Below are 22,713 nucleotides of genomic sequence, written 5' to 3'. Positions count from 1 at the left end.
GTAAAAGAGCATTGTTTATCAACACCACGGGAGGTTTCATCATGTCTAAATACGATGTGATTCTTGATGTCTATGAGAATCAGAGCATCTCTAAAGCTGCTCAAAAACACAACTACACACAATCAGCTGTCAGCCAGACCATTCGCAATTATGAAAAAGAGATTGGTCTCAAGCTGTTCAAGCGTTCAAAAAACGGAATGGAAGCGCTTCCCGGGACAGAACCCATCTTTGAAGAACTTATGCATATCCGCTCCGCCAATACACGGATCAATCAGATTGTCTCAAATATCAACAATCTGGACAGTGGTTTTATCCGCATCGGAACGGTGCAGAGCATTGCCTATAACTGGCTCCCCGGAGTACTGAAAAATTTTTCTGCCGAATACCCGAATATCACCTTTCGGCTCTATGTTGACGGATTTCAGAACCTGACGGAAAAGCTTCGCAAAAAAGAACTGGACTGTATCTTTGTTTCGCAATATGTCGCAAAGGATTTCCCAAATCTGCCTGTCGGCACCGACGAACTGGTTCTGGTTACTTCCCTGGACCATCCTCTTGCCGATCAGCTGACGGTATCTTTTGCCGATATTGACGGACAGGATTTTGTTCTCTCCGCCGATGATTTTGATTATGAAACCGGAAAATTATTCCGATTAAACCATATCACGCCTAACGTAAGATTTCGGATCAATGAAGACTATACCGCGATTAAAATGGTGGAACAGGGCTTTGGCATCACTGTACTTCCCAAACTTCTGCTTCATAATATTCCATTCAACGTCTGTGTCCGTTCCTTTACCGAACACTTCCGCAGGAATCTGTCCGTAGCCTATCTGGATACACCTGAACTCTCTCCTGCACTTGATAAGTTTCTTACCTTTGTCACCAAATGGGCCAAAGAATGTAAGCTGATCTGATTTCCTGTCACGTACAAAACGGCACAAAGTTCTTCTATGACTTTGTACCGTTTCTGTGCGTAACTTTATTTTGTTTATTTTCTCAGACCATCTCTGAGCGCATCCAGATTATTTCTCTATAATTCCGTATTTATAACCACTTTCTTTCATTAATTCAAGGTATGGTTTCGGATCAAAATATTCCGGTGCATAGACTCCAGCTTCTTTCCAGATTCCTCTTCCGATCAACTCCAGTGCAAGTGCTGCTCCAAATCCTGTCTGGGCGGTAACAGCCTGGGTTCCCCATCTTTCGATAGACTCCTGATTATCAAATGGCTGATACAGGAAGTATTCTTTTTCCTTTCCGTCTTTCTTTCCGATACACTGTACTCCGACCAGCATTTTTCCGGTCATCTCATCTCCGATATCTTTTGGCTGTGGTGCACACGCTGCAACCACATCTCGTGGAACTACTTTCACATCCCCTACCTGCACTGGCTTGATACTGCGAAGTCCCAGCTTATCCAGCACCTTAAGTGCCGTGATCAGATTCTCATCAAGACTGATCTTGAAGGTTGCCTTTTTCAATCCATACTGGCTTAAGTAGCGTGCCATCGTCACAACTTCCTCATGCTCTACCTTTACCAGGGTATTTTTTCCTACTCCTTCCGGCATCTCATAGACTTCCTGCCCTGCAAATGCTTTTTCTACGATAAATCCGCCCTTCTCCTTATCATACTCAACATTCGGGTTCATTACCTCATCCAGCACGGTCCACACGTTGAATCCAAACATAATGTCATCCGGATCTGCACCCGGAACAGACAGATTTCCGCCGTCTTTTACATGAACTTCTGTTATTTCATCCAAAAGCTCTGTCGCCGCGTATTTTGCAAATACATTTACAACACCCGGATCGATTCCCATACAGATCACAGCCATATTCCCCTGCTTCTTCCAGGCTTCATGACGGTCAAAATTGTATTTTGTCATCGGTTCAGTATAGCTGTTCTCAATACCAAGTCCGTAAGCCGGATCTTCCATCGGAACCGACCAGGTTCCCATGCTTCCGTAATCTGCACCCGTTTTAAATGCAGCGTCAAAAATCATATTACTTGCAAAAGGTGGTGCTGCATCCATCACAAAATCAATCTTATGCTCCCGGATCAGTTCTGCCATTTTCTCTGTATTTGTCGCGTCGATCTTAGAGGCTTCAAAACGGGAATCCCCCTTCAGCATACCGACAACTTCCTCTGCTCTTTTCAAATCATAGTCACAGACCAGCACATATTTCAGCCATTCTCCCTTTGGGTCTCTCCACTGCATTACTTTTAAAATACTTTCACCGACAGCACCGGCTCCTACAAGCATCATTCTCATCTTTTTTTCCTCCTGCTTTTTCTTTTCTTCTGTCAAATTTTATTCAAAAAATGCCCTTTCCCTTCTTCCTCGGATATTACTTTTGTATGCCACCACGTACCCCTGCTAACAATCCCATCTCATATAAGTGCCCATATAAAAAGGACAGAAAAACAGACGCACGAAATAAATCGTTCATCTGTTTTCTCTGTCCTTTTACCAGTTGGTTCTAGCCTCGTAGGTGGTGCTCTCTTTGCACACTCTCCAAAGATTCGTCAGGTCGCCTTCCTTTTTGCCTGTCAGTTTCCACGAAAGGAAGATGTTACCTTACGCTTTGCTTCTTCGGCCCCTTGCGGTGTCTAGGGCGTCCCTCATCCGACATATTCTTGATAAATTTAAGTTTACCCTTTTTTATCTGTCCGGTCAAATCTTTTATTTCTTTCCTCCGAAAATAGCCCCCATAAAGCGGATATAAGTATATACCACCAGTACCACTGCAATGATTGTCTCAATCAAAACAATATATTTGAGGAATGGCATCGGATGTCCCATATTTGCTGCACAGGCCATCGTCTGTTTCGTTGCGATCGCACTGATAACAAACGGGAATGTGAAAGCTGCATAGCTTGGGAAGAATGGCATCTTCAGATAGCCTGCTGCTTTTATCAGGGCAAAAATATAAATAACCGTTGCAACTACGAACATTGCCATCAGGAAACCGTATGATTTCGGTGTTACGGACTGTACATAACCTGCAATACACAGGCTGGTCGGTGCTGCGTAGATACAGATCAGCGGTTTTGCCGGATCCGGTACTTCTTTGAACTTTACATAACGATAGGTTACAAATACAAGAAGTACGATCAGTGTTACAAATCCAAACCAGAATGCTGCGGTTCCGATTCCAAGCTGCTCATAAGCCGGTGCTGTAACAGCCGCTACAGCGATTCCTACATATACAATATAATAGCTTGCAAATACTTTCGGCATCTGAAGTTTCAGAACAAACTTCACCGTAAAGTATATGATCAGAATGATGTGAAGAATGATTGCCAGAAGCCATATGTAATAAGCTGCCTTTCCGATAAACGGTTTTACATAAGTGCTGAGAATCATGAGTGCCATCGGAAATGTTCCTGATACGCTTGCCATGATCGGATTTCCCATATCTTCTTTCACTGCTCCCGGGAACATGATCAGCTTCAAAAGCACCAGTATCAGAAGAAATGCTGCGAATATACCGCATACATAACGGATTCCTTCTGAATAGCTCTGAAGTAAATTTCCAAGTGCTGCCGCGCCAAGCATGACTCCACAAAGCGGAATCGGTACTTTCTTAATTACGTCTTTCATTGTTTCTTTCCCTTTCTCTCATCAAGCGGCTGTCGTTACCACTTCATTTAAATATCTGCAATTTTTCTTCTTTCGCATGGTTCATCAATTTCATCTAAGTTTTTGATGCCAAGTTCACGACAGACAATCTGTGCGACCTTCCATGCACAAAGTCCTGTAAAATATATACACTGCTCTTTATGTTCACCTTGTCCCATATTAAATTCTTTCGTAAGAACTCTGCAGCAGATCGCATTTTTACCATTTGCCTTCTTGAACCAGTCATGAAGTTCGTGTGTAAGCTCCATACATTTGATACTCTTCGGGTTAGTCGGTCCATCCTGCTCGGTACGTCCAAAGAACATTCCAAGTGCAAGAATTCCTCCGTTAAATGCACCGCAGACACATCCTGATTTTCCTGCTCCTACTGCCATTCCGGATGCCATAGCTACAACTTCTTTCGGTACATCCAGTTTAAATTCATCACGAATCGTACTTACCAAAGCTTCACAGCAATAGTATCCGTCTTTAAAACACTTTTCTGCCTTTCTCTGCACTTCTCTTGGACTGATTTCTGTTACTCCGATATTCATTTTCAAAACCTCCTGTAAAATTGTATTTGTGCCGGCGCGATTATTTGTATATTCCGCCAACATCCATGTATTACTATTATATTCTTTTGTGCATTTTATTCAAATTCATTATTTCTATAAATATTCCATTATTATAGTTATTCTCTATTTTTATATAATTGTCGACAAAAAAGTCACAAGCTATACTCTGCTTTTTCATGCATTCTGTATAGTTTGTGACTCGCCTGCAACTTTTCGTTACTTCTTAGCAACTTTTTTCTTATCGTGTAATCTCTCCCGAGCGGATCTTTTGCAGCCATTCCTGCACGTGTTTCCGGAAACACTGCACGCCTTCATTCTCTTCTTCATCCCGTCTTGTGATCATGCAGGCTTTCCATTCATATCTTCCATCAGAAAACGGGATCAGCTTCATTCCGTCTTCCCGCATGTCATCATAAATAAAATCTACTGCCACAGAAATCCCTTTATTTGCCTTTACCATCTTGTGACACAGACTGAAACCGCTGGTCTGAAAAATAATATCCGGCTCAAAACCGGCTTTCTCACATTTTTCTACGATCAGATGATAGATATGAAACTGACTGCTCTCAATAAACATCGGCTCTCCCTGCAAATCTTCAATCGTAACACTTTCTTTCTGTGCAAGCGGATGCTTTTCATTTACCAGAAGCCTAATTGGAAATGTTTCCAGCGGCACAACCTGATATAAATGCTCATCAAAATCTCCGATGGAAAATGCCACATTTCCTTCATTACCGGCAAAAAGCTGTTCGACTGGAAGATCCGGATATTCTCGGTAATGGAACTCAATATCCGGATACTTTTCCTTGAATGCCACAAGACAGTCCGGCGTAAGCAGACGCAAGATTCCATATGCTGACAAAAGATCTACAACCTTCTTCTGTCTCTGCTCAATATGCAGAATATCTTTCTTTACCTGATAATAATCGTCTACATCCTTCAGCGCATACTCGCGGAATCTCTCTCCGCTTTCCGTAAGTTGCATCCCGGACTTATCCCGGATAAACAACTGACATCCCATCTCTGTCTCAAGGTTCTTCAGTACCTTACTTGTTCCCTGCGGTGTCATATAAAGGATTTTGGATGCTTTGGAAACACTGCCTTCCTGCGCGATTGTCAGAAATATTTTCAAATCATGAATATCCATCTATTTTCTCCCTCTTTTACTCATATTTCTATTATAATATACTCTGTTTGTTCATCCTGACCACCAGTGAACAATTTTACCTGAAAAATTAAATCCAATTGCAATCTCCACCGGTAATCGCAAGACTGAGAAGTCCGTCCATCTTCTCAACCTCTTCTTCACCAACGATCTTTTCCAGTAATTCTGCTGTATCAAAAACGTCTTCCATGGATTCGTCCGGTCCGATCTCATAGTCGATCTCTGCCTCACATTCCGGACAAGGGATCCGGTTCATTGTCTGTAAGGATAAGAAACGGTTCCCACATTTTTTACATTCATAAAATCCACACTCTTTTGTGCCATCTGGTACGTAGTACATCGTATTTTAACTTCCTCTCCACATTTTAGTTTTTATATACAAAACATTCTCTCTTTTGTATGATCTTCCACTGCCTAGTATACACTATTTGACATATAAAAGTATAGTGTTATCCAGTTCATGCCCAAGCAAAAAAAGGACCATTTCCCATTTCTCAGGGAAACAGTCCTTTCACTTATCTTCAATTATTCTTCGACTTTCACCGGATTGGTCACACTTACCTTATGATCATACCAGACTCCTTTTTTTCCGATAAGAGCAACATCAAACTCTTTGTCCAGCTCCGGAACCGGAATATCAAATCCATAAACTTCTTCTGTTGCACCGTCGCTATAGGTTACCGTATCTGTTGTAGGTTCCAGAAGTTCTGCACCATCTTTCTGTGCATCTTCGGATGTTCCTTCAAACAGGTTGACGATATTCTTAGAAACCAGACTGACATGAATCGTCATCTTTCCGTCTTTTACGGTAAGTGTTCCTTTTCCGTCATTCGCTTCATTTACATGAAACATTCCGCTGTCGGTATTGAATTCTGCCATATAGGTTCCATCTTCAAGTTCACATTCTACAGTTTCCTGTTCTTGATCTTCTACAACTGAAACATCTTTTGTTGCCTCTGCTTTTGAATCGGACGCCTCATCTTTTGCACCGCATCCGCTCATCATTCCCACTGCCATTACAGCAGATAATACCAATACTAACAGTTTCTTTTTCATCTTATAAATCCCTCTTTTTTTATTTATTCTGCATCAATTGCAGCCTGTGTATGTGCCACATAAAGCTGCTGGATCGCATCGATCTCACCAAGACCTGCAATCTGTGTATCAATACTGTCAAATACTCCGGATGCTTCAAACTGGCTCTTCCAAGAATCGTCATCATCGCCTGCCATATCGTTGTTTGCATGATCTCCTGCTACAACCATCAGTGGACGAAGGATTACTTTCTTGTATCCTGCATCTTTCAGCTTTTCAATTACTGCTTCACAAGCGGTATCTTCCGGTTCGCCTTCTACGGTTCCGATAAATACATTCTCATAACCAAGCTGTTCCATCTGTGCCTGCATCTGAGAATAGCTGATCTTTGCTGTATGAGAAGTTCCATGTCCCATAAATACAAATGCGGTTCCCTCTTCTTTTGCCGCATCCAGGCTGTCAAATCCAGCTGTCTTTACAGCTTCTGCTGTAATTGCTTCTGCAACAGCTGCTTTATCCTCATTGATCGCTGTTTCATCCGCTCCGACTTCACCGAGAAGTGGTTCTGCAATTTTTACAGATTCAAATTTATCTTTGTAGTTCTCAACTGCTTCTGTCAGTTCATCATACTCGGCACCATGCATCAGATGTGTCGGCTGTACGACCAGGTTCTTAACCCCGTTGTCGACTGCTCTTTCCAGTGCCTGATCCATGTTGTCGATCTTCTCATCATCACGGGCCTGTACATGGTTGATGATGATCTGTGCTGTAAATGCTCTTCTTACAGACCAGTCCGGATATGCTGCCTGAAGTGCTTTTTCCACACCACCGATATCCTCTGCACGGCTGTCATTGAAAGATGTACCAAAGCTTACAACCAGAATTTCTTTTTCTCCGATGTTATCTTCGTTCAGCGGATCATCTTTCGATGCATCGCCTGTATCCCTTCCAAAATAATCCGGATCAGCGTTCTCGCCTTCTACCAGTTCTTTCTGTGCATCAGTAAGCTTATCCCAGGCTTCTTTTGCAGCCTTACACTGTTCATCTGTCTTGTCTGTTCTTTCCTGTACATAAATGTCATCGATCAGCTTTGCCACTTTGTCTGCTGCCTCCTGATCGCTGTCTTCGGATGTTTCTTCTGTCTTTGTAGAAGAAGTGTCCTCTGTCTTCTTGCTTCCACATCCAGTCATCATAGACACCGTAAGTGCTGTTGCCAATAATGCTACTAATACTCGTTTCTTCATCTTGATCCTCCCTGACTTTTTTGTCATACTTTCAGGAATCGGAATGATATTCATTACACTTTACAGCATATTTTTTGTAAGCAAAAAAATCCCCCGTATCTAAATTTAACGAGGGCGTACAAAAAAGAAACTGACATTTTGCCCTCTGCAAAATCAGTCTGAAGTTTCTATCTTTCGTACTGCCAGTTACTCGTGGCATGAACTTTCCGTTCCTGTACTGCGAAAGGCAGGTCTCCCGACTGATTGCTCAGACGCTTGTGGCTTTCCTTCCCGGTCTCCCAGTGGTATGACAGCCTAAGCTTGCAAATTACGGTGACGAGTTCATACAGGACTTGCACCTGTTTCCCTTTTCACCAATCCAGACGTTCCGTCTGATTGACACCTTACGCATCTGTATTTATTTTTCTGAAACAAGCCTATTCTAGCACAGGCGTATGAATAGTGTCAAGAAAGGCTTGTCTGCTTCAGCACCGGCATCCGGAAAATCTGCACGATCAGCGGAATCACCATCACAAACCACACAATCGGCTCCGCAATGATAACCCCCGTGTATCCAAGATGTGGAACCAGTGTAAATGCGATCACAATTTTTCCAAGCATCTCAAGTGTACTTGATACGATCGGTGTAATATGGTCATCCAGTCCCTGCATGGCATTTCGCACAATGCAGATTACTGCTGTTACATAATAAAACAATGTATCAAATTTCAGATATCTGGTCGCATTTAAGATCACATTTTCATTATGTGTACCTGTTACCAGATAGACCAGTTTATCTCCAATCGTGTAGCTTGCCACGATCACAAGTGTACACCAGATACAAGTATAGAAAATCGCAAGCCAGATCCCTTTTTTGATCCGGTCGATCTTTCCTGCTCCAAGGTTCTGTCCACAATAGGTCGCCATTGTATTTCCAAATACTGTAAACATGATCATGAACATTTCGGTCAGCTTCCGGGCCGCTGTCTGTGCTACGATATAATCATTTCCAAGTTTATTGATCGCTGTCTGAAGCGTCAGGGAACCGATATTGATCAGAGAACTCATGAATCCCATGGACATTCCCGCACCCAGCATATTTTTCACCATAACCGGATTCGGATCTTTGAAATCTTCCCGGCTAAGTCTTAACAGTTCATATCTCTTTACCATATAAATCCAGCACACAACAAAGGCGATTGCCTGCGCCAGTACCGTTGCGATCGCAGCTCCCCGCACTCCGCTTTTCAGCACTACGACAAAAAGCAGATCCCCAACAATATTCAGTGCAACTGAGATTGCCAGGATCACAAGAGGCGTCACGGTATCTCCGAGTGACCGGAGTGCTGCCGCACATGCATCATAGAGAAATGTCGCCACAAGCCCTGCGATGATCACGAAAATATAGCTTTTCGCCGTCGCCATCAGATCTGCCGGAACATTCAGTATATTTAAGATCGGTTGTAAAAATAACAATCCGAACACCGTAAAAAATATTGCAATTCCTGTACCCATGGTCAGCGACATTGCGAATGATTTCTTCACATTTTTATAATCTTTTGCGCCAAATTTCTGTGCGATGATAATGGCGAATCCACCGGAAAGTCCCTGCAGAAATCCTACGATCAGATTACTTAAGGTTGTGGTCGCGCCGACAGCCGCCAGCGCGTCCTCTCCCAGGAAAGTTCCGACAATTCTGGTATCCACAAGACTGTATGTAAGCTGCAGAAGATTTGCGAAAAAGATCGGCAGCGCAAAAGCCAATATCAGTGTGGATGGTTTTCCTTTTGTTAGATCTTTCATATTTTAAATTTCATCCTGTCTAATTTTCCTTGTCCATCAATCCGAACTGTATCGTAACGCAGGTCGCAATAATCAGTCCAAACATATAGAACGAATATTTCAGTACATTAAGCGGTGATACATCAGCAAGTGCCGTAATCATCAGCATGCCACCATCATGTGGCATCAGTGCAATAAATGCGCAGGCAAAGATATCCACCAGACTGGCAAGTCTCTTCGGTGCGATCTTATATTTTTCCCCGATTTCTTTTGCAATCGGACAGGTAACAATGATTGCGATCGTATTATTTACCATAGCTGCGGAAAGGATACCTGACATCAGTCCGATTCCATATTCCGCACCACGTCTGTTCTTGATCTTGCTGCTGATCGTACCCACCAGCCATTCAACACCGCCATATTCACGTACAAGACCGATGATACCGGATACAAGAATGGCAACGATACTGATACTGAACATATCACTCATACCACTTCCAATTGCCTGGATCCATTCAAAAAATCCACAGCTTCCGACACAAAGTCCAATGATACCGGATGCAAGTATTCCGACAAAAAGGACTACCGCAACATTAACTCCCATAAGTGCCGCAATGAGAACTATGAAATACGGAAGAACTTCAATAATATTGTAACTTCCTGCTTCAATCGCCCCACTTCCTACTCCGCCAAAAATCGAGTACAGGATTATTGCCACAATTGCCGCCGGAAGAGCAATGAAAAAGTTCATTTTAAATTTGTCTTTCATCTCAGAACCACATCCTTCTGCTGCGGAAATAGTTGTATCTGAAATCATGGAAAGATTATCACCAAAATATGAGCCTCCGATCACTGCCGCACCGACTACCGCAACATTTAAATGCGCTCCCTGTGCCACATTGATCGCAATTGGAGCCATCGCTGCAATCGTTCCCATGGATGTTCCGATCGATGTAGAAATAAAGCAGCACATCAAAAATACACCCGGAACCAAAAGCTTCACCGGAATAAAATGCAGACAGAGATTTACAACTGAGTCTTTTCCTCCCATTGCCGCCGCTGCTCCCTGGAATCCGCCGGCCATCAGATAGATCAGAACAATCATCATAACTCCTGAATTTCCCATATTTGTCGTCATAATATTCAGTTTATCTGCCACATTCATTTTTCTGTTCAACAGCAATGCTACTGCACAGCCTGCCAAAAGGGCCACGTGACGCGGAAATTTTCCAAATGGTTCCGTGACTCCCATTAGTGTAAATGTAATTCCACACCCTACATAACATGCAAGAAATACAATCAGCGGAAGAAATGCTGCTGCTCCAAGATTTTTCTTTTGTTTATCCATCTTACTTGTCCTCTCATCCTTTTTTTCTAATTTGCCAAATGTTTATCCAATGCATCCTTAAGCTGAGTCAGTGCCTGTTCCAAAGTCACACGCGGGCAGGCAACATTGAATCTCTCGAACTGAGCGGTCTCCGGTCCGAAGATAATTCCCGAATCCAGCCACAGTTTTGCCTCTTCAAGCATCAGATGTTCCAGTTCTTCATTACTAAAACCATAACCAGAGAAATCAACCCATACCAGATAGGTTCCTTCCGGCTCTACCATCTTCGCTTTCGGGAAATTCTCTTTCACGAACTTGCTCATATATTTTACATTTTCATAAATATACTGCACCAGTTCATCTACCCACTCAGCACCTTTGGTGTAACATACCTTGACTGCAAGCTGTCCCATCAGACTTCCCTGACTGTAAGCTGCCTGTGTATTTGCCCACTGGTATTTCTTCCGCAGCTCTTCATTTGGAATGATGATATTTGCCGGCTGAAATCCTGCTACATTGAATGTCTTTCCAGGGGAGCTGTAAAGCGCAAGGATCTGACGGTACTTTTCGTCCAGATTCATACAGCTTGTGAAGGTATGTCCCGGGAAAATGAAATCACAATGCATTTCATCCACCATCCAGATTACATTGTATTTCAGACAGATTTCTGCAACTCTTTCCAGTTCTTCTCTTGTCCAGACCCTGCCGACCGGGTTGTGCGGATTACAGAAGATCAGCGCTTTTACGCCTTCCTCCTGAATCATTTTTTCCATCTTTTCAAAATCAATTGAATAATGATTATTCTCATAGCGAAGCTGGCAGTTTACCAATCTTCTTCCGTCATTTTTTATTACTTCACTGAATGGATAGTAAACCGGCTGCATAACCATCATGGCATCTCCCTCTTCGGTAAATGCTCTTACGCTGGTTCCAAGTGCATAGACAATCCCAGCACCAAGTGTTACCCACTCCGGTTCGATCGTATATCCATAACGTGTGGAGAACCAATGGTTCATTGCTGCAAAATATTCATCCAGCGGATCCGTATAACCAAAGATTCCATGGTCAATTCTCTTGTGGAATTCATCCAGAATTTCATCCGGCAGACGGAAATCCATGTCTGCCACCCAGAGCGGAAGCAGATCATCTCTTCCCTTTCGTTTCATTTCAAAATCATATTTCAGGCAGTCCGTTCCATGTCTGTCGATTACTTCATCAAAATTGTACTTTCCCATCTTATGCCTTTCTCCTTGTCGCAAAATTCTCTCGTTTTTTATACCTCTTTTTGTTAGACATGTCAATGTTTTTTCTATAGAAGTATAAAATAGAATGTACACTGACCCAATAAAAATAGCTGTGGATTGAACCGACTTCCAATCGTTAGAATTTAGGTCTAACTTTTGGGGCAGGTTTCATCCACAGCCATTTTTCCTTATGATTCTTTTATTTTATCGTATGCAAATATATGCCATATACACTGCATACATTCCAAGCATCGTAGCGCCTTCTCTTCGGTCGATCATTTTTGAAGTCCATGCAAACACCAGAACAACAAGACTCATCGCAATCAGTACAACCGTATCAATGATATTATCGGTAAGAAATTTCACTGGACTGATGGCAGCTGCAACTCCAAGTACCAACAGGATATTGAAAATATTAGAACCGATCACATTTCCGAGTGCCATATCCACTTCATTCTTTCTTGCCGCAACAATCGATGTTACAAGTTCCGGAAGACTGGTTCCCATCGCAACGATGGTAAGTCCGATAAGTGTCTGACTGAGTCCGAATGCGCTTGCAAGTGCTGAAGCACTGTCTACAACAAAATCACCGCCAAACTTGATTGCGATCATGCCGCCAACAATAAATAATGCACATTTCCAAAGTGGCAGGATCTGAATTTCTTCGTCTACTAATTCTCCCTCTTCGAGCATCATCTGACTCTCTTTGTGTGCTGCTCTTGCTTTCTTGGCAGAACCAATCATCCAGATCAGATAAGCTGCAAAAATAAGGAGAAATACACCGCCATCTAAATGTCCTAAAAGCATCCCGACATATCCAAGCACCATCAGCAAGGCCGCACAGATAATTGATAATGGAAACTCTTTTTTCAATGTATCTTTTTTTATCGTAAGAGGTGCAAATAACGCACAGGCTCCACAAACAACCATCAAGTTGAAAATATTCGATCCGACAACATTACTTACCGCAAGTGAGTTATTTCCTGTCAGGGATGCCGTTACACTGACCGCACATTCCGGAAGGCTGGTTCCCATTGCAACGATGGTCATACCGATGATCATCGATGGAACATGAAGCTGCTTCGCAACAGAAGAACTTCCTTCTACAAAATAATCTGCTCCTTTCATCAATAGAGCAAACCCTATAATTAAAATAATGATTGATTTTATAAGTGCCATGACCAAAACCTCTCTTTTAAATACTTCCTACCAAATTGCAACTTCCACTATAAAACAAGAAAATTTGGCTGTCAACTCTAAAGGCAGGGATTCGTGATATTTCACAAATCCCTGCCTTTTACTTGTTCTACCGAATAAAATTTGTCGGAATCTTTGCTTCTTTTTCCGGAAGTCCAAACTGCTCTTTTCCAAGTGCAATACTCTTCATAAGGAAAGTCATATTTCTTGCAAGTGTACGCATCGTCTGCCTTCCTTCCTCATCCTTTTCGGCCTCTCCCGGTGCTGCTCCATGGATGCTGTTCCAGTACTGGCTGGATGCAACCGGCATTCCGGAAATGGTAAAATATTTGTTCAGCTCATCAAATGTCGCAGAACATCCGCCACGTCTTGCACAGGCAACGCTTGCTCCCACTTTCATCGTTTTATCAAAATGACTGCTGTAGAACAGTCTGTCAAGACAGGCGATCAGAGTTGCATTTGCAGACGCATAGTACACCGGACTTGCGATTACAAGACCATCTGCTTCTTCAAACTTCGGAGCTAACTCATTCACTACATCGTCAAAAACACATTGTCCTTTTTCGTAGCAAGAACCACAGGCGATACAGCCGCGGACTGCTTTGTTACCGATAACAACTGTCTCAACTTCTACTCCGTTTTCTTTGAAAATATTCTCCATCTCTTTTAATGCAATGGCTGTGTTTCCGTTTGCTTTCGGGCTTCCGTTGATCATAAGTACTTTTAAATTTTCTTTCATGATAATGATTCTCCTTTTCTGACAATTTACTACTTCTATTCTATCACTTTTTTTGGGTTTTGCAGAAAATGTTGTCAGGCGAATAAGAAAATAAAACGAGACAAATCCAATTGTTGTGCAATGGAGAGAAGACTCAGAAATTGTGGAAGCCTTTGCTGACACAATTTTCACTCTCAGAGGCTTCTCGGAATGCCCTGCGCAACGGATTTGTCCCGTTTTATTTTCTTATTCGCCGTCAATCCTGACAACGCTTACTTTCCTTCCCCTTCCGGGAAAATAATCTTATTTACGAAGAAGAATACCACCATCGATACCCCTCCATTCAACACTGTCGTTCCAATATTGTATAACCATCCCGGCACAAACATCCCGGCTACCGCAACCCAGATACAGTTGATCGAGTTTACGATACAGGTAACAATACAGAATGCGATCAGATACCAGAATGCCTGATACCATACTTTTCCTTTACTGCGAAATACAAAATTTCTCTGGATCGGAAAGTTAATACACTCTCCGACTACCATCGCGATCATGTACGCACAAAAATAAGGAAGTCCGCCATGTGCGGCGTCATATCCGATGATGTTCCACTTGAAAGTCTCACCGAATAAAGTAATGTCAATTCCCGGAAATCCGAAATCTACTTTTGGAAGTCCTGCAAATGCCAACGGCAGGAACAACAAGAGTAAATATTTGAGCACTGTGATCAGGTTGCTGACGATCACGAACAGACCGCCCTCCCGGATCCATTTGGAGGCTCCGGGATGCTTGTCTGCGAAGTGCTGCCATGAATTTTTAATACTGTCTATCATATTGCTGCCCTTTCACTTTTCTACTTTTCTACTTCTTCTTTCTGCTTCTGTGAAGCTTTCCATTTTGTCATTTTTTTATGACGTTTTACATAGTAAAGCACAAATAATGCTGCAATAATTATATCAACCACAATCAAAACTTTTTCAATAGTCGGCATAGATGTGCTTATATAATTCAAAGAATCACCATTTACAATCATGTAGAAAATATTTTTTGTTGCTCTGCGAAGTGCCTGTTTCTGAACTGGTGTATCTGTTAAAATCTTAAGCTGTCCAAGAACAGTAAGCTGCAGATCATTTCCGGCAAGTAAAGACTGGTTTACATCCTCTGTCGTACAAGCCATAACACAGTCTGTAATTACACACCCTTTGAATCCCCATTCATTTCTGAGAACGGTAGTTAAAAGTGGATAACTTTCTGCTGTCGGTACTGTACCAATTCGGTTAAATGAAGACATGATTCCCATTGCTTCGCCTTCCTTAACAGCAACTTCAAATCCCTTAAGGTAGATTTCTCTCATTGCCTGTTCATTTACCCACGTAACCAGACCGCCTGCATCACGATTCGTTTCCTGATCATTTACTGCAAAATGTTTATTATAACAATTTACGCCTTTTGACTGGATTCCGATAACTTCTGCTGCTGCCATTTTTCCGGAAAGAAAACCATCCTCTGAATAATATTCATAGTTTCGACCACTGAATGGGCTTCTGTGGATATTCATAGCCGGTCCATAAAGACCTGCAATATTGTATTCGACACATTCCTGTCCAATGCTCTCTCCCATTGTTGTAGCCAGACTTGTATTCCAGGTCTGTCCTAATACACACTGTCCAGTAAAGTTATTTCCGTTTACACCGGAGAATTTGTTTGCCATCAGGTTATTGATACCATTCGGTCCATCACATTCTGTCATAAACTGCTTTCCAACACTCTTAACCGGCATTGTTTCCCATCCACCATTTCCGATAAGAAGTTTCATTTCTTTGACAGATACCTGTTCCATCAATTCATCCCATTTAGGGTCATCATAATCAAGACCTTTCATATCTTTCAACTTAAGTCCATGATTCTTTACTACAATATCATCTACATCATCATCAATATCAAACTGCGTGCCATTCTCCAGTGCTGCCACCTGTTCTTTGGTTGCTTCTTTACTCTGTACTGCACGTTCTTTTGGCATTGTTCCTTCCCAGTCCGCTCTGCTGACATAAGTCAGATTATCCCCAAAGCTTACATCATCAAACTGATTGGTAGCTGCAATTTCATCTGAGCTTCTCGCACCGTCATTTGCCTCATTGTAAATATAATCCCGGTCGACTTTCATCTTTCTGCTATCAATCACATTATGACTGTCTTTCTGCAAGTTAATCTGATATTCTCCGGCTTCCAGTACATACGCACCTCCATCTGCCTTAATACCAGAATAATCATAGCTTGCCATATCTTCATAATTCCATGAAACAGTTACGGTCTGACTCTTTCCCGGCTCTAACGAATCTGTCTTTGTAAATCCACCTAAAATAACCTGTGATTTTTCAATACCACCTTTGTTATATGGTGCAGAATAATATAATTCTACTACGTCTTTTCCTGCTACATCTCCTGTATTCGTAACTTTTACATCTACAGAAACGGTCTTTCCATCTGCTTTAAAATCTGTAATTTCTTCTGAAAAATCAGTATAACTGAGTCCATATCCAAACGGATACTGAACCGTCTCATCATAATTGATATATCCATCAGCAGCCGCTGTCTCATAATATCTGTATCCTACATAGATTCCTTCTACATATTCTACATAATGATATGGATTATCACCGGTTGCAGCCGTTCCTGTTCCTGCAAACATAGAAGCATTTGCATATTTTACATTTGTGTAATCATATCCACCAAAATTATAATAGCTTGGTGCACTTTCCACTTCATATGCAAAAATATCCGTTGTACGTCCACTGGGATTTACTACTCCACTAAGCACTTCTCCGATTGCATTACATCCGACACTTCCCGGAAGTCCTACCCAAAGAGCTGCATCAATCGCTTCATCTTCAAGGAATCCAAGTTCCATCGCATTTGGGCTGTTTAAGAGTACGACAACATTTTTAAAATTATCTTCTACCATCTGAAGCATCTCAATCTCATCATTCTGAAGCTCCAGATAATGTTTATCTGCGTCCCCGCCATAATCTTCCATGCTCATCGGACAGTCATCGCCTTCTCCACCGCTTCGTGAAATAACTACGACTGCTGTATCACTAAACTCTTTCGCATCTTTCAAAAGTTCATCAGAATAATCCTTTACAGGAATTTCATTGATTGCGAAATCATTTCCGACCATACCTTTGTCTTCTCTGGCAATACTTTTCTCTGCCGTAAATTGTTCCAGATCTTCATTTACCTGAAATCCGGCATTCTTAAGTCCATCATAAATAGAAACATTTGCACTTGTATCGCCTGAACCAGAACCGGTTCCACCGAACGTAAAATTAGCTGCTCCATTTCCAAATACATTGATTTTTTCATCTTTCAGCGGAAGCGAACCATTATTTTTCAATAATACAATTCCCTCTTCTTCGATTGTCTTTGTTACTTCTGCTGATGCAGCAGTTGCTTCTTTTGCTTCATTGCTTTTCGGTGCTTCTGTAAGGAAATTCTGGATGAATCCAAAATACGGTGACACCACATTTGTTATTACCACATTGAGCACCATAAATATGATGAGCAAAAATGATACAAAACAAAATGCAATTCTATTAGGTCTGCGAATCTTTTTTTCCTTCATAAGTTTTCTCTCCTCCATATGATTTATCTTATGTTCCTATCCTATCACATCATTTCTCCCCTGGTAAAAATCTGCATAATCTGCACTTTTTCCGCACAAACGGTTTCTGTGCTATAACTTTTCCACAAAATAAGCGCCATGTTTTTATGCATTTTCACATAACCATGACGCTTTTTTACAAAATCTTTTTTAATTCTCTTTTTTATTTTCTTTCATCGGAATCAGAATTTTCAGGTCAAACCAATGATCCTTCGTATCAATACTGACCGCACCTTCATATTTATTGACCGTATACTTAATACTCTTCAGTCCATATCCATGAGATGATTTTTCTTTTTTGGTTGTGATCAGCGAACCTTCTTTATACTGCAATTCCTCTTCATAATAATTCTCAAACCGGAGAATCAGAAAACTTTTCTGCCTTGATACCGTCACATGAATCAGGCGTTTCTCCTTTTCCGGGATCTTCATTTCGCACTCGATCGCATTGTCAAGTGCATTCCCGAAAATGCTGCAGATATCCATGACATCCATAAAATCCAGAAGTGTTCCGTCTGCCACACAGGTGAATATAATCCCATGCTTGTTGCAGTACAGGCTTTTCGTTGTAAGTACCGTATCCAGAACTTTATTTCCCGTCTTGTTCTGCGCTTCATACTGGCGGATTTCCTCCTCCATCCGGTTCAGGAATTCTTCTCTTTTCTTCGGATCTTCCTCACTTCTGAGTACTGCGATCTGGTGTTTCAGATCATGATATTTGTAATTGATCAGGTCAATGCTTTCTCTGGACTGCTTATACTGCACATACTGGTTCTGAAGGACATTCTGCACTGCTTCCAGCTCCTTTTTCACACGCAGTTCCCCACACTGGATCAGATGCGCATACAGAATCGCAATTCCTCCGATATCGACTAAAGTTCGGATATTTCCGATTTCAAAAGAATACGTTCCGGAAAATGGTGTATTACTTGTCAGGAAACTCAAATTACTCACTGCAAATACCGCAATAGCAATCAGCTGTGCAGAAAATAATTCTTTCGGACTGATATTCATTTTCCCGTCTTTCGGCAGATGTGTCTGCATGATTTTCAGCAAAACAAATGCAATGCATCCATAAATTCCAATCAACAGTAATGCCCTGATCCAAAGTGCCGGCATCTGTCCCTTCCAGATAAAACACACGACCTGCCATTCGATTGATGCCAGGAACTCCGCCACTACAAACGCGATCATCCCAAAGTAAATTGCATCTGTACTGCCAATATCACAGCATCCATAAATAAATCCGATCATCAAAATTACCGCAATGACCATACACGGAATCCAGAAATAAATCATCAGATTCCCTGTCACAACAAGGAACACGCTCTGAACCACCAGTGCCCCTGCCATCAGCGGAATCGTCTTCTTAGCCATTCTTTTCTTCAGTGGCAGAATGAAAATCATACATGCCAGCCACTCCGCAAGTGCCGTATAAAACCGTGGGATATCCGGCATTATCGTATCCATCATTTTACAATCTCTCCCCAGTATTTTGTCAGTTCTTCCATAAATTCTTTTTTCCGGGCACGGCTCAGCACCAGCTGTTCCCCTTTTACCGTCGCACATCCATCCTGGATCCCGTCCACATGCTGCAGGTTGATCAGATAGCCTTTATTTCCACGGCAGAAATTCATCCCCTTCAGTTTTTCTTCCATTTCCTTCATCGTTCCGCTGGTCTCATAATCTCCCAGGATCGTATGCAAGATCAGAGTATGTCCCTGACTTTCGATATAGTAAATATTAGCGATATTGACGCGCACGGCACCGCCTTTGATATTCACCATGATCACTTTCTGTTCTCTCTTCTTCATTCGTCCGATCGCCCGGTTCAGGCGCTGGGAAAAGGCAAAATAAGAAACCGGCTTCAACACGTAATCCAGGGCATCCACTGCATATCCACGGATCGCATACTGTGCCATGTTCGTGATAAAAATAATGACAACCTCGGTATCCATCTTGCGGATTTCTTCTGCCGCAGACATACCATCCATGAATTTCATTTCCACATCCATCAGGATCAGGTCGTACTGTGACTGATATTTGTGTACGATCTGGTCTCCATCTGTGTAAACTGTAATATCAAACAATTCTCCGTTCTCTTTTTCATACTGATGCAGAAAACCCTGTAACTGCTGCGCATACAGTGCTTCATCTTCTACGATTGCAATCTTTATCATTGGTTTCCCTTCTCCTTTCCCATTAAATACGCCAAAGGGGGACTTGCACTTAAAATTATTTTAGTACAAGTCCCTGTCTATTTCTACTTTTTTCTTTTAGTCTCGCTTTACTGCTGCCCGGATCAGATGCCCTGTTCCCTTAATCCGGTGTCCGTTCGCCATTTCGGTCAACGCTTCTGCCATTTCCATCGTCACAAATCCACCGGTCATCTTTGCGTATCCACGGATCGGCATATTATAGTTAAACAGTACATTTAAGTTTGGTTTACCCTGCCATTCGCTGATCTTCAGCAGGATTCTCAGTACACCATAGAACAGCTTTCCAAAAATCCCTTTTCCATAATACAGTTGGCACACAGCATCGTTCATTCGGATCTCGCCGCTCCAGCTTCCATCCGGAATCTCTCTTCCGTAAAGACGGGTAAATTCTTCATCCGAAATGTCTTTGATCTGTCCACTGAAATATTCCGGCATTTCTTCTTTTTTGTAGCCGCCATTTTCTACAGTTCCCACTACATCCAAAGTATCTTCCAGAAGCATATGTTCAGCGTTCTCACCGATCATGATCTGATAAGTTCCGGATTCAATTTCCCAACTGTCCGTTCTGGTATCATAGAACCGGAAGCTATTATCATCAAATAAAATCTGGACTTCTTTTTCCTCTCCCGGTTCCAGTTCCACTCGCTTGAAACCTTTCAGCTCGCGGACCGGACGGAAAATGGTATCGGATTGCTTTCCTACATAAAGTTGTGTGATCTCAGTTCCTGCCACATTTCCTGTATTCTTAACAATAAATTTCACGCCTTCGGAAGATACCTTCAGATCCTTATACTCAAAATTCGTGTAGCTGAGTCCAAATCCAAATGGGAACCGTGTCATTTTTCCAACCGTTGTATAATAACGGTATCCCACATAAAGGGATTCTCTGTATTCACTGCTCCGTTCCTTGCTCGGATAATAAGCATATGCCGGCGTATCTTTGTAATGAAGCGGATAAGTCTCATTCAGCTTTCCGGACGGATTTACCTTACCTGTCAGCACATTCATCATCGCAGAGGCGCCTGCCTGTCCACCCAGATATCCATGTACGATTCCTTTTACATATGAGTACCATGGCATTTCAATTGCAGATCCTGCGGAAAGAACAACAATTACATTAGAATTGACCGTCGTTATTTCATCCAGAAGCGTATCCTGCGCATATGGCATATCCATATGAGTACGGTCAAGTCCTTCCGATTCACTGATCTCATCCAATCCACCGAAGAAGAGAACCACATCTGCCTTTCTTGCCGCTTCAATTGCTGCTTTCATCAGCTTTTTATTCGGTTTCCTATTACGGATATACCCCTGCTCGTAAGCAATGACATCCACGCCGCTCTCACCGATCACGTCCATGATTGCCTCCGGCTGTTTGGTCGGATTCACAAGGGAAGAACCTGCTCCCTGATATCTTGGTGTCTTTGCAAAATCTCCGATCACGGCAACTTTTGTCCCCGGTTTTAATGGAAGGATCTGATCCTCATTTTTCAGAAGAACAATGCTTTCCTCCGCTGCTTTTCTTGCGAGCTTATGATGTGCTTCTATATCAAACTGCTTTCCTTTTGCATCCTCAGTTGCCTGATGGGTTGCAAAGATTACATTTAACAGCTCATCCAGTCTCTGGTCCAGCACAGATTCTTCCAGATCTCCGTTCTCCACTGCACGGATAATGTCACGCATACCGGATTTCCCGGTTCCCGGCATTTCCAGATGACTTCCGTTCTTTACACCCAGCGCATGATCGTTGCTTCCACCCCAGTCAGAAACTACAAAGCCATCAAATCCCCATTCATCCACAAGGATTTCCTGTAGCATATGGCTGTTTTCATTTGCATAAATACCATTCACTTCATTATAAGAAGACATGATCGATTTTGATTTTCCTTCTTTGACTGCAATCTCAAATCCGGTGGTATAGATTTCACGGAATGTTCTTTCATCAACTACAGAATTATTCGCCATACGGCGAAGCTCCTGGCTGTTTGCCGCAAAGTGCTTTGGACATGCGGCGATTCCTTTACTCTGGATTCCACGCACATAGGCTGCTGCCATCTTTCCTGCGTGATACGGATCCTCTGAAAAATATTCAAAGTTTCTTCCGCACAGTGGACTTCTCTTGATATTCAGTCCCGGTCCAAGGATCACATTGACTCCCATGGTAACTGCTTCTTCCGCAAGTGCCTCTCCGATTTCTTCTCCAAGTGCCTCATCCCAGCTGTTTGCAACGCCTGCTGCCGTCGGGAAACAGGTCGCCGGAAGGCTGGCGTTTAATCCAAGATGATCCCCTGCTCCTGCCTGCCTTCTCAGCCCGTGAGGCCCGTCTGACATTGTCATCGATGGAATTCCATATTTTTCAAAATCTACCGTCTCCCATGTATTTTTACCTGACATCATCCGTGCTTTTTCTGCTAATGTCATTTGTTTTATGATATTCTCATACTTCATTTTCATTTTGAAACCACCTTATTTATTCTATCTCTGTTTCTTTTCCTGCTGAAAATAGCATAACACAGAAAGCAGGCTGTAAAAGCCTGCTTGCATAAATGGTTGAAAATTCTTCACGAACTGCATTTTTAATTACATTTTTCAGTTATAACTTTTTTATATTTTGCTTTACTGCGCAGTTGAAAAATGATAATATTTATCAACATAATACATTTAACCGGGAAGCCGGGGGACGTGCTGCACCCGCTCCGAGCCTGTCGGAGGTGGTGCTAATGAGTACATATGAAGAATTACAACTCATCGTATCCGTTGCGGTACTTATTGTTGCAATACTTAATTATACACATAAAAAGTAGCCGTCCTAAACTTTTGGCGAGTTGACGACTACTTTCTAAACTAGATTATTTTCGCCGGAGTGGGTAAATTGCGGTTACCTTCCGACTTTCCTGTTAAGTGTATTATAAAGCACATATATAAATTTGTCAAATAC

Annotated in this window: 18 protein-coding genes and 1 riboswitch; of the genes, 1 reads left to right on the top strand and 17 read right to left on the bottom strand. The window is 42.2% G+C overall.

All coding sequences use genetic code 11. The features are described from left to right. The first annotated feature begins 41 nt into the window (after positions 1 to 41). Complete coding sequence (locus tag PGZ10_RS04905; RefSeq protein ID WP_117557860.1) at positions 42 to 917, top strand: LysR family transcriptional regulator; 876 nt, start codon at positions 42 to 44, stop codon at positions 915 to 917. A 108-nt stretch (positions 918 to 1,025) separates the two neighbouring features. Here the strand turns inward: PGZ10_RS04905 and PGZ10_RS04900 are convergent, their stop codons facing one another. The 17 genes from PGZ10_RS04900 to PGZ10_RS04820 all read right to left on the bottom strand — a co-directional run bounded on the left by PGZ10_RS04900 (position 1,026) and on the right by PGZ10_RS04820 (position 22,229). Next, on the bottom strand, positions 1,026 to 2,276 hold the full coding sequence (locus PGZ10_RS04900; protein ID WP_118198688.1) for a saccharopine dehydrogenase family protein: 1,251 nt from the start codon (positions 2,274 to 2,276) through the stop codon (positions 1,026 to 1,028). A 411-nt stretch (positions 2,277 to 2,687) separates the two neighbouring features. After that, positions 2,688 to 3,608 carry a TDT family transporter gene (locus PGZ10_RS04895; RefSeq protein WP_270540826.1) on the bottom strand — a complete coding sequence of 307 codons (921 nt, stop codon included), beginning with the start codon at positions 3,606 to 3,608 and terminating at the stop codon, positions 2,688 to 2,690. 47 nt (positions 3,609 to 3,655) lie between these two features. After that, positions 3,656 to 4,180 (bottom strand): C-GCAxxG-C-C family protein, encoded by a 525-nt coding sequence (locus PGZ10_RS04890; protein WP_022220060.1) that lies wholly within the window; start codon positions 4,178 to 4,180, stop codon positions 3,656 to 3,658. 259 nt (positions 4,181 to 4,439) lie between these two features. Next, entirely contained in the window at positions 4,440 to 5,348 is a 909-nt protein-coding gene (locus PGZ10_RS04885) for a LysR family transcriptional regulator (protein WP_270540823.1), read from the bottom strand. Positions 5,349 to 5,436: 88 nt separating this feature from the next. Next, the gene (locus PGZ10_RS04880) at positions 5,437 to 5,706 is read right to left on the bottom strand and encodes a hypothetical protein (RefSeq protein WP_270540821.1); all 270 of its coding nucleotides are present in this window, start codon (positions 5,704 to 5,706) and stop codon (positions 5,437 to 5,439) included. Between the two features lie 185 nt (positions 5,707 to 5,891). Further along, the gene (locus PGZ10_RS04875; protein ID WP_270540819.1) at positions 5,892 to 6,422 is read right to left on the bottom strand and encodes a hypothetical protein; all 531 of its coding nucleotides are present in this window, start codon (positions 6,420 to 6,422) and stop codon (positions 5,892 to 5,894) included. A 23-nt stretch (positions 6,423 to 6,445) separates the two neighbouring features. Beyond that, on the bottom strand, positions 6,446 to 7,645 hold the full coding sequence (locus tag PGZ10_RS04870) for a sirohydrochlorin cobaltochelatase (RefSeq protein ID WP_270540818.1): 1,200 nt from the start codon (positions 7,643 to 7,645) through the stop codon (positions 6,446 to 6,448). Between the two features lie 208 nt (positions 7,646 to 7,853). Next, positions 7,854 to 8,046: riboswitch (cobalamin riboswitch) on the bottom strand. Positions 8,047 to 8,089: 43 nt separating this feature from the next. Continuing rightward, positions 8,090 to 9,427, bottom strand: a complete 1,338-nt coding sequence (locus tag PGZ10_RS04865) for an MATE family efflux transporter (protein ID WP_270540815.1) — start codon at positions 9,425 to 9,427, stop codon at positions 8,090 to 8,092. 19 nt (positions 9,428 to 9,446) lie between these two features. After that, positions 9,447 to 10,754: a Na+/H+ antiporter NhaC family protein gene (locus tag PGZ10_RS04860; RefSeq protein WP_270540814.1), complete on the bottom strand. Its 1,308-nt coding sequence runs from the start codon at positions 10,752 to 10,754 to the stop codon at positions 9,447 to 9,449. A gap of 26 nt (positions 10,755 to 10,780) precedes the next feature. Further along, positions 10,781 to 11,968 carry a MalY/PatB family protein gene (locus PGZ10_RS04855; RefSeq protein ID WP_270540813.1) on the bottom strand — a complete coding sequence of 396 codons (1,188 nt, stop codon included), beginning with the start codon at positions 11,966 to 11,968 and terminating at the stop codon, positions 10,781 to 10,783. 213 nt (positions 11,969 to 12,181) lie between these two features. Continuing rightward, a complete protein-coding gene (locus tag PGZ10_RS04850; RefSeq protein ID WP_022220053.1) occupies positions 12,182 to 13,156 on the bottom strand; it encodes a calcium/sodium antiporter in 975 nt (324 codons plus the stop codon). Between the two features lie 127 nt (positions 13,157 to 13,283). Further along, positions 13,284 to 13,913: a flavodoxin family protein gene (locus PGZ10_RS04845; protein WP_117824198.1), complete on the bottom strand. Its 630-nt coding sequence runs from the start codon at positions 13,911 to 13,913 to the stop codon at positions 13,284 to 13,286. Positions 13,914 to 14,164: 251 nt separating this feature from the next. Then, the gene (locus PGZ10_RS04840) at positions 14,165 to 14,725 is read right to left on the bottom strand and encodes a GtrA family protein (RefSeq protein WP_117835221.1); all 561 of its coding nucleotides are present in this window, start codon (positions 14,723 to 14,725) and stop codon (positions 14,165 to 14,167) included. A 23-nt stretch (positions 14,726 to 14,748) separates the two neighbouring features. After that, positions 14,749 to 17,517 (bottom strand): glycoside hydrolase family 3 C-terminal domain-containing protein, encoded by a 2,769-nt coding sequence (locus tag PGZ10_RS04835; RefSeq protein WP_270540812.1) that lies wholly within the window; start codon positions 17,515 to 17,517, stop codon positions 14,749 to 14,751. 189 nt (positions 17,518 to 17,706) lie between these two features. Further along, positions 17,707 to 19,029: an ATP-binding protein gene (locus tag PGZ10_RS04830; protein ID WP_173825934.1), complete on the bottom strand. Its 1,323-nt coding sequence runs from the start codon at positions 19,027 to 19,029 to the stop codon at positions 17,707 to 17,709. Further along, positions 19,026 to 19,736, bottom strand: coding sequence for a LytR/AlgR family response regulator transcription factor (locus tag PGZ10_RS04825; protein WP_117557884.1), 711 nt, complete (start codon positions 19,734 to 19,736; stop codon positions 19,026 to 19,028). Before PGZ10_RS04825 ends, PGZ10_RS04830 begins: the two co-directional genes overlap by 4 nt. Positions 19,737 to 19,832: 96 nt before the next feature. Continuing rightward, positions 19,833 to 22,229, bottom strand: coding sequence for a glycoside hydrolase family 3 C-terminal domain-containing protein (locus PGZ10_RS04820; RefSeq protein ID WP_270540811.1), 2,397 nt, complete (start codon positions 22,227 to 22,229; stop codon positions 19,833 to 19,835). Positions 22,230 to 22,713 lie beyond the last annotated feature (484 nt).

Origin of the sequence: Coprococcus sp. AF102-57, assembly GCF_027686195.1 — a bacterium.
In the GTDB taxonomy this organism is placed as follows: domain Bacteria; phylum Bacillota; class Clostridia; order Lachnospirales; family Lachnospiraceae; genus Allocoprococcus; species Allocoprococcus comes.
The sequence above is the reverse complement of the archived record's forward strand: the minus strand, read 5'-3'. Positions and strand labels throughout refer to the sequence as shown.

Coding starts and splice junctions, on each gene's coding strand:
- PGZ10_RS04905 (WP_117557860.1), top strand. CDS start 42: ATGTCTAAATACGATGTGATTCTTGATGTCTATGAGAATCAGAGCATC.
- PGZ10_RS04900 (WP_118198688.1), bottom strand. CDS start 2,276: ATGAGAATGATGCTTGTAGGAGCCGGTGCTGTCGGTGAAAGTATTTTA.
- PGZ10_RS04895 (WP_270540826.1), bottom strand. CDS start 3,608: ATGAAAGACGTAATTAAGAAAGTACCGATTCCGCTTTGTGGAGTCATG.
- PGZ10_RS04890 (WP_022220060.1), bottom strand. CDS start 4,180: ATGAATATCGGAGTAACAGAAATCAGTCCAAGAGAAGTGCAGAGAAAG.
- PGZ10_RS04885 (WP_270540823.1), bottom strand. CDS start 5,348: ATGGATATTCATGATTTGAAAATATTTCTGACAATCGCGCAGGAAGGC.
- PGZ10_RS04880 (WP_270540821.1), bottom strand. CDS start 5,706: ATGTACTACGTACCAGATGGCACAAAAGAGTGTGGATTTTATGAATGT.
- PGZ10_RS04875 (WP_270540819.1), bottom strand. CDS start 6,422: ATGAAAAAGAAACTGTTAGTATTGGTATTATCTGCTGTAATGGCAGTG.
- PGZ10_RS04870 (WP_270540818.1), bottom strand. CDS start 7,645: ATGAAGAAACGAGTATTAGTAGCATTATTGGCAACAGCACTTACGGTG.
- PGZ10_RS04865 (WP_270540815.1), bottom strand. CDS start 9,427: ATGAAAGATCTAACAAAAGGAAAACCATCCACACTGATATTGGCTTTT.
- PGZ10_RS04860 (WP_270540814.1), bottom strand. CDS start 10,754: ATGGATAAACAAAAGAAAAATCTTGGAGCAGCAGCATTTCTTCCGCTG.
- PGZ10_RS04855 (WP_270540813.1), bottom strand. CDS start 11,968: ATGGGAAAGTACAATTTTGATGAAGTAATCGACAGACATGGAACGGAC.
- PGZ10_RS04850 (WP_022220053.1), bottom strand. CDS start 13,156: ATGGCACTTATAAAATCAATCATTATTTTAATTATAGGGTTTGCTCTA.
- PGZ10_RS04845 (WP_117824198.1), bottom strand. CDS start 13,913: ATGAAAGAAAATTTAAAAGTACTTATGATCAACGGAAGCCCGAAAGCA.
- PGZ10_RS04835 (WP_270540812.1), bottom strand. CDS start 17,517: ATGAAGGAAAAAAAGATTCGCAGACCTAATAGAATTGCATTTTGTTTT.
- PGZ10_RS04830 (WP_173825934.1), bottom strand. CDS start 19,029: ATGATGGATACGATAATGCCGGATATCCCACGGTTTTATACGGCACTT.
- PGZ10_RS04825 (WP_117557884.1), bottom strand. CDS start 19,736: ATGATAAAGATTGCAATCGTAGAAGATGAAGCACTGTATGCGCAGCAG.
- PGZ10_RS04820 (WP_270540811.1), bottom strand. CDS start 22,229: ATGAAAATGAAGTATGAGAATATCATAAAACAAATGACATTAGCAGAA.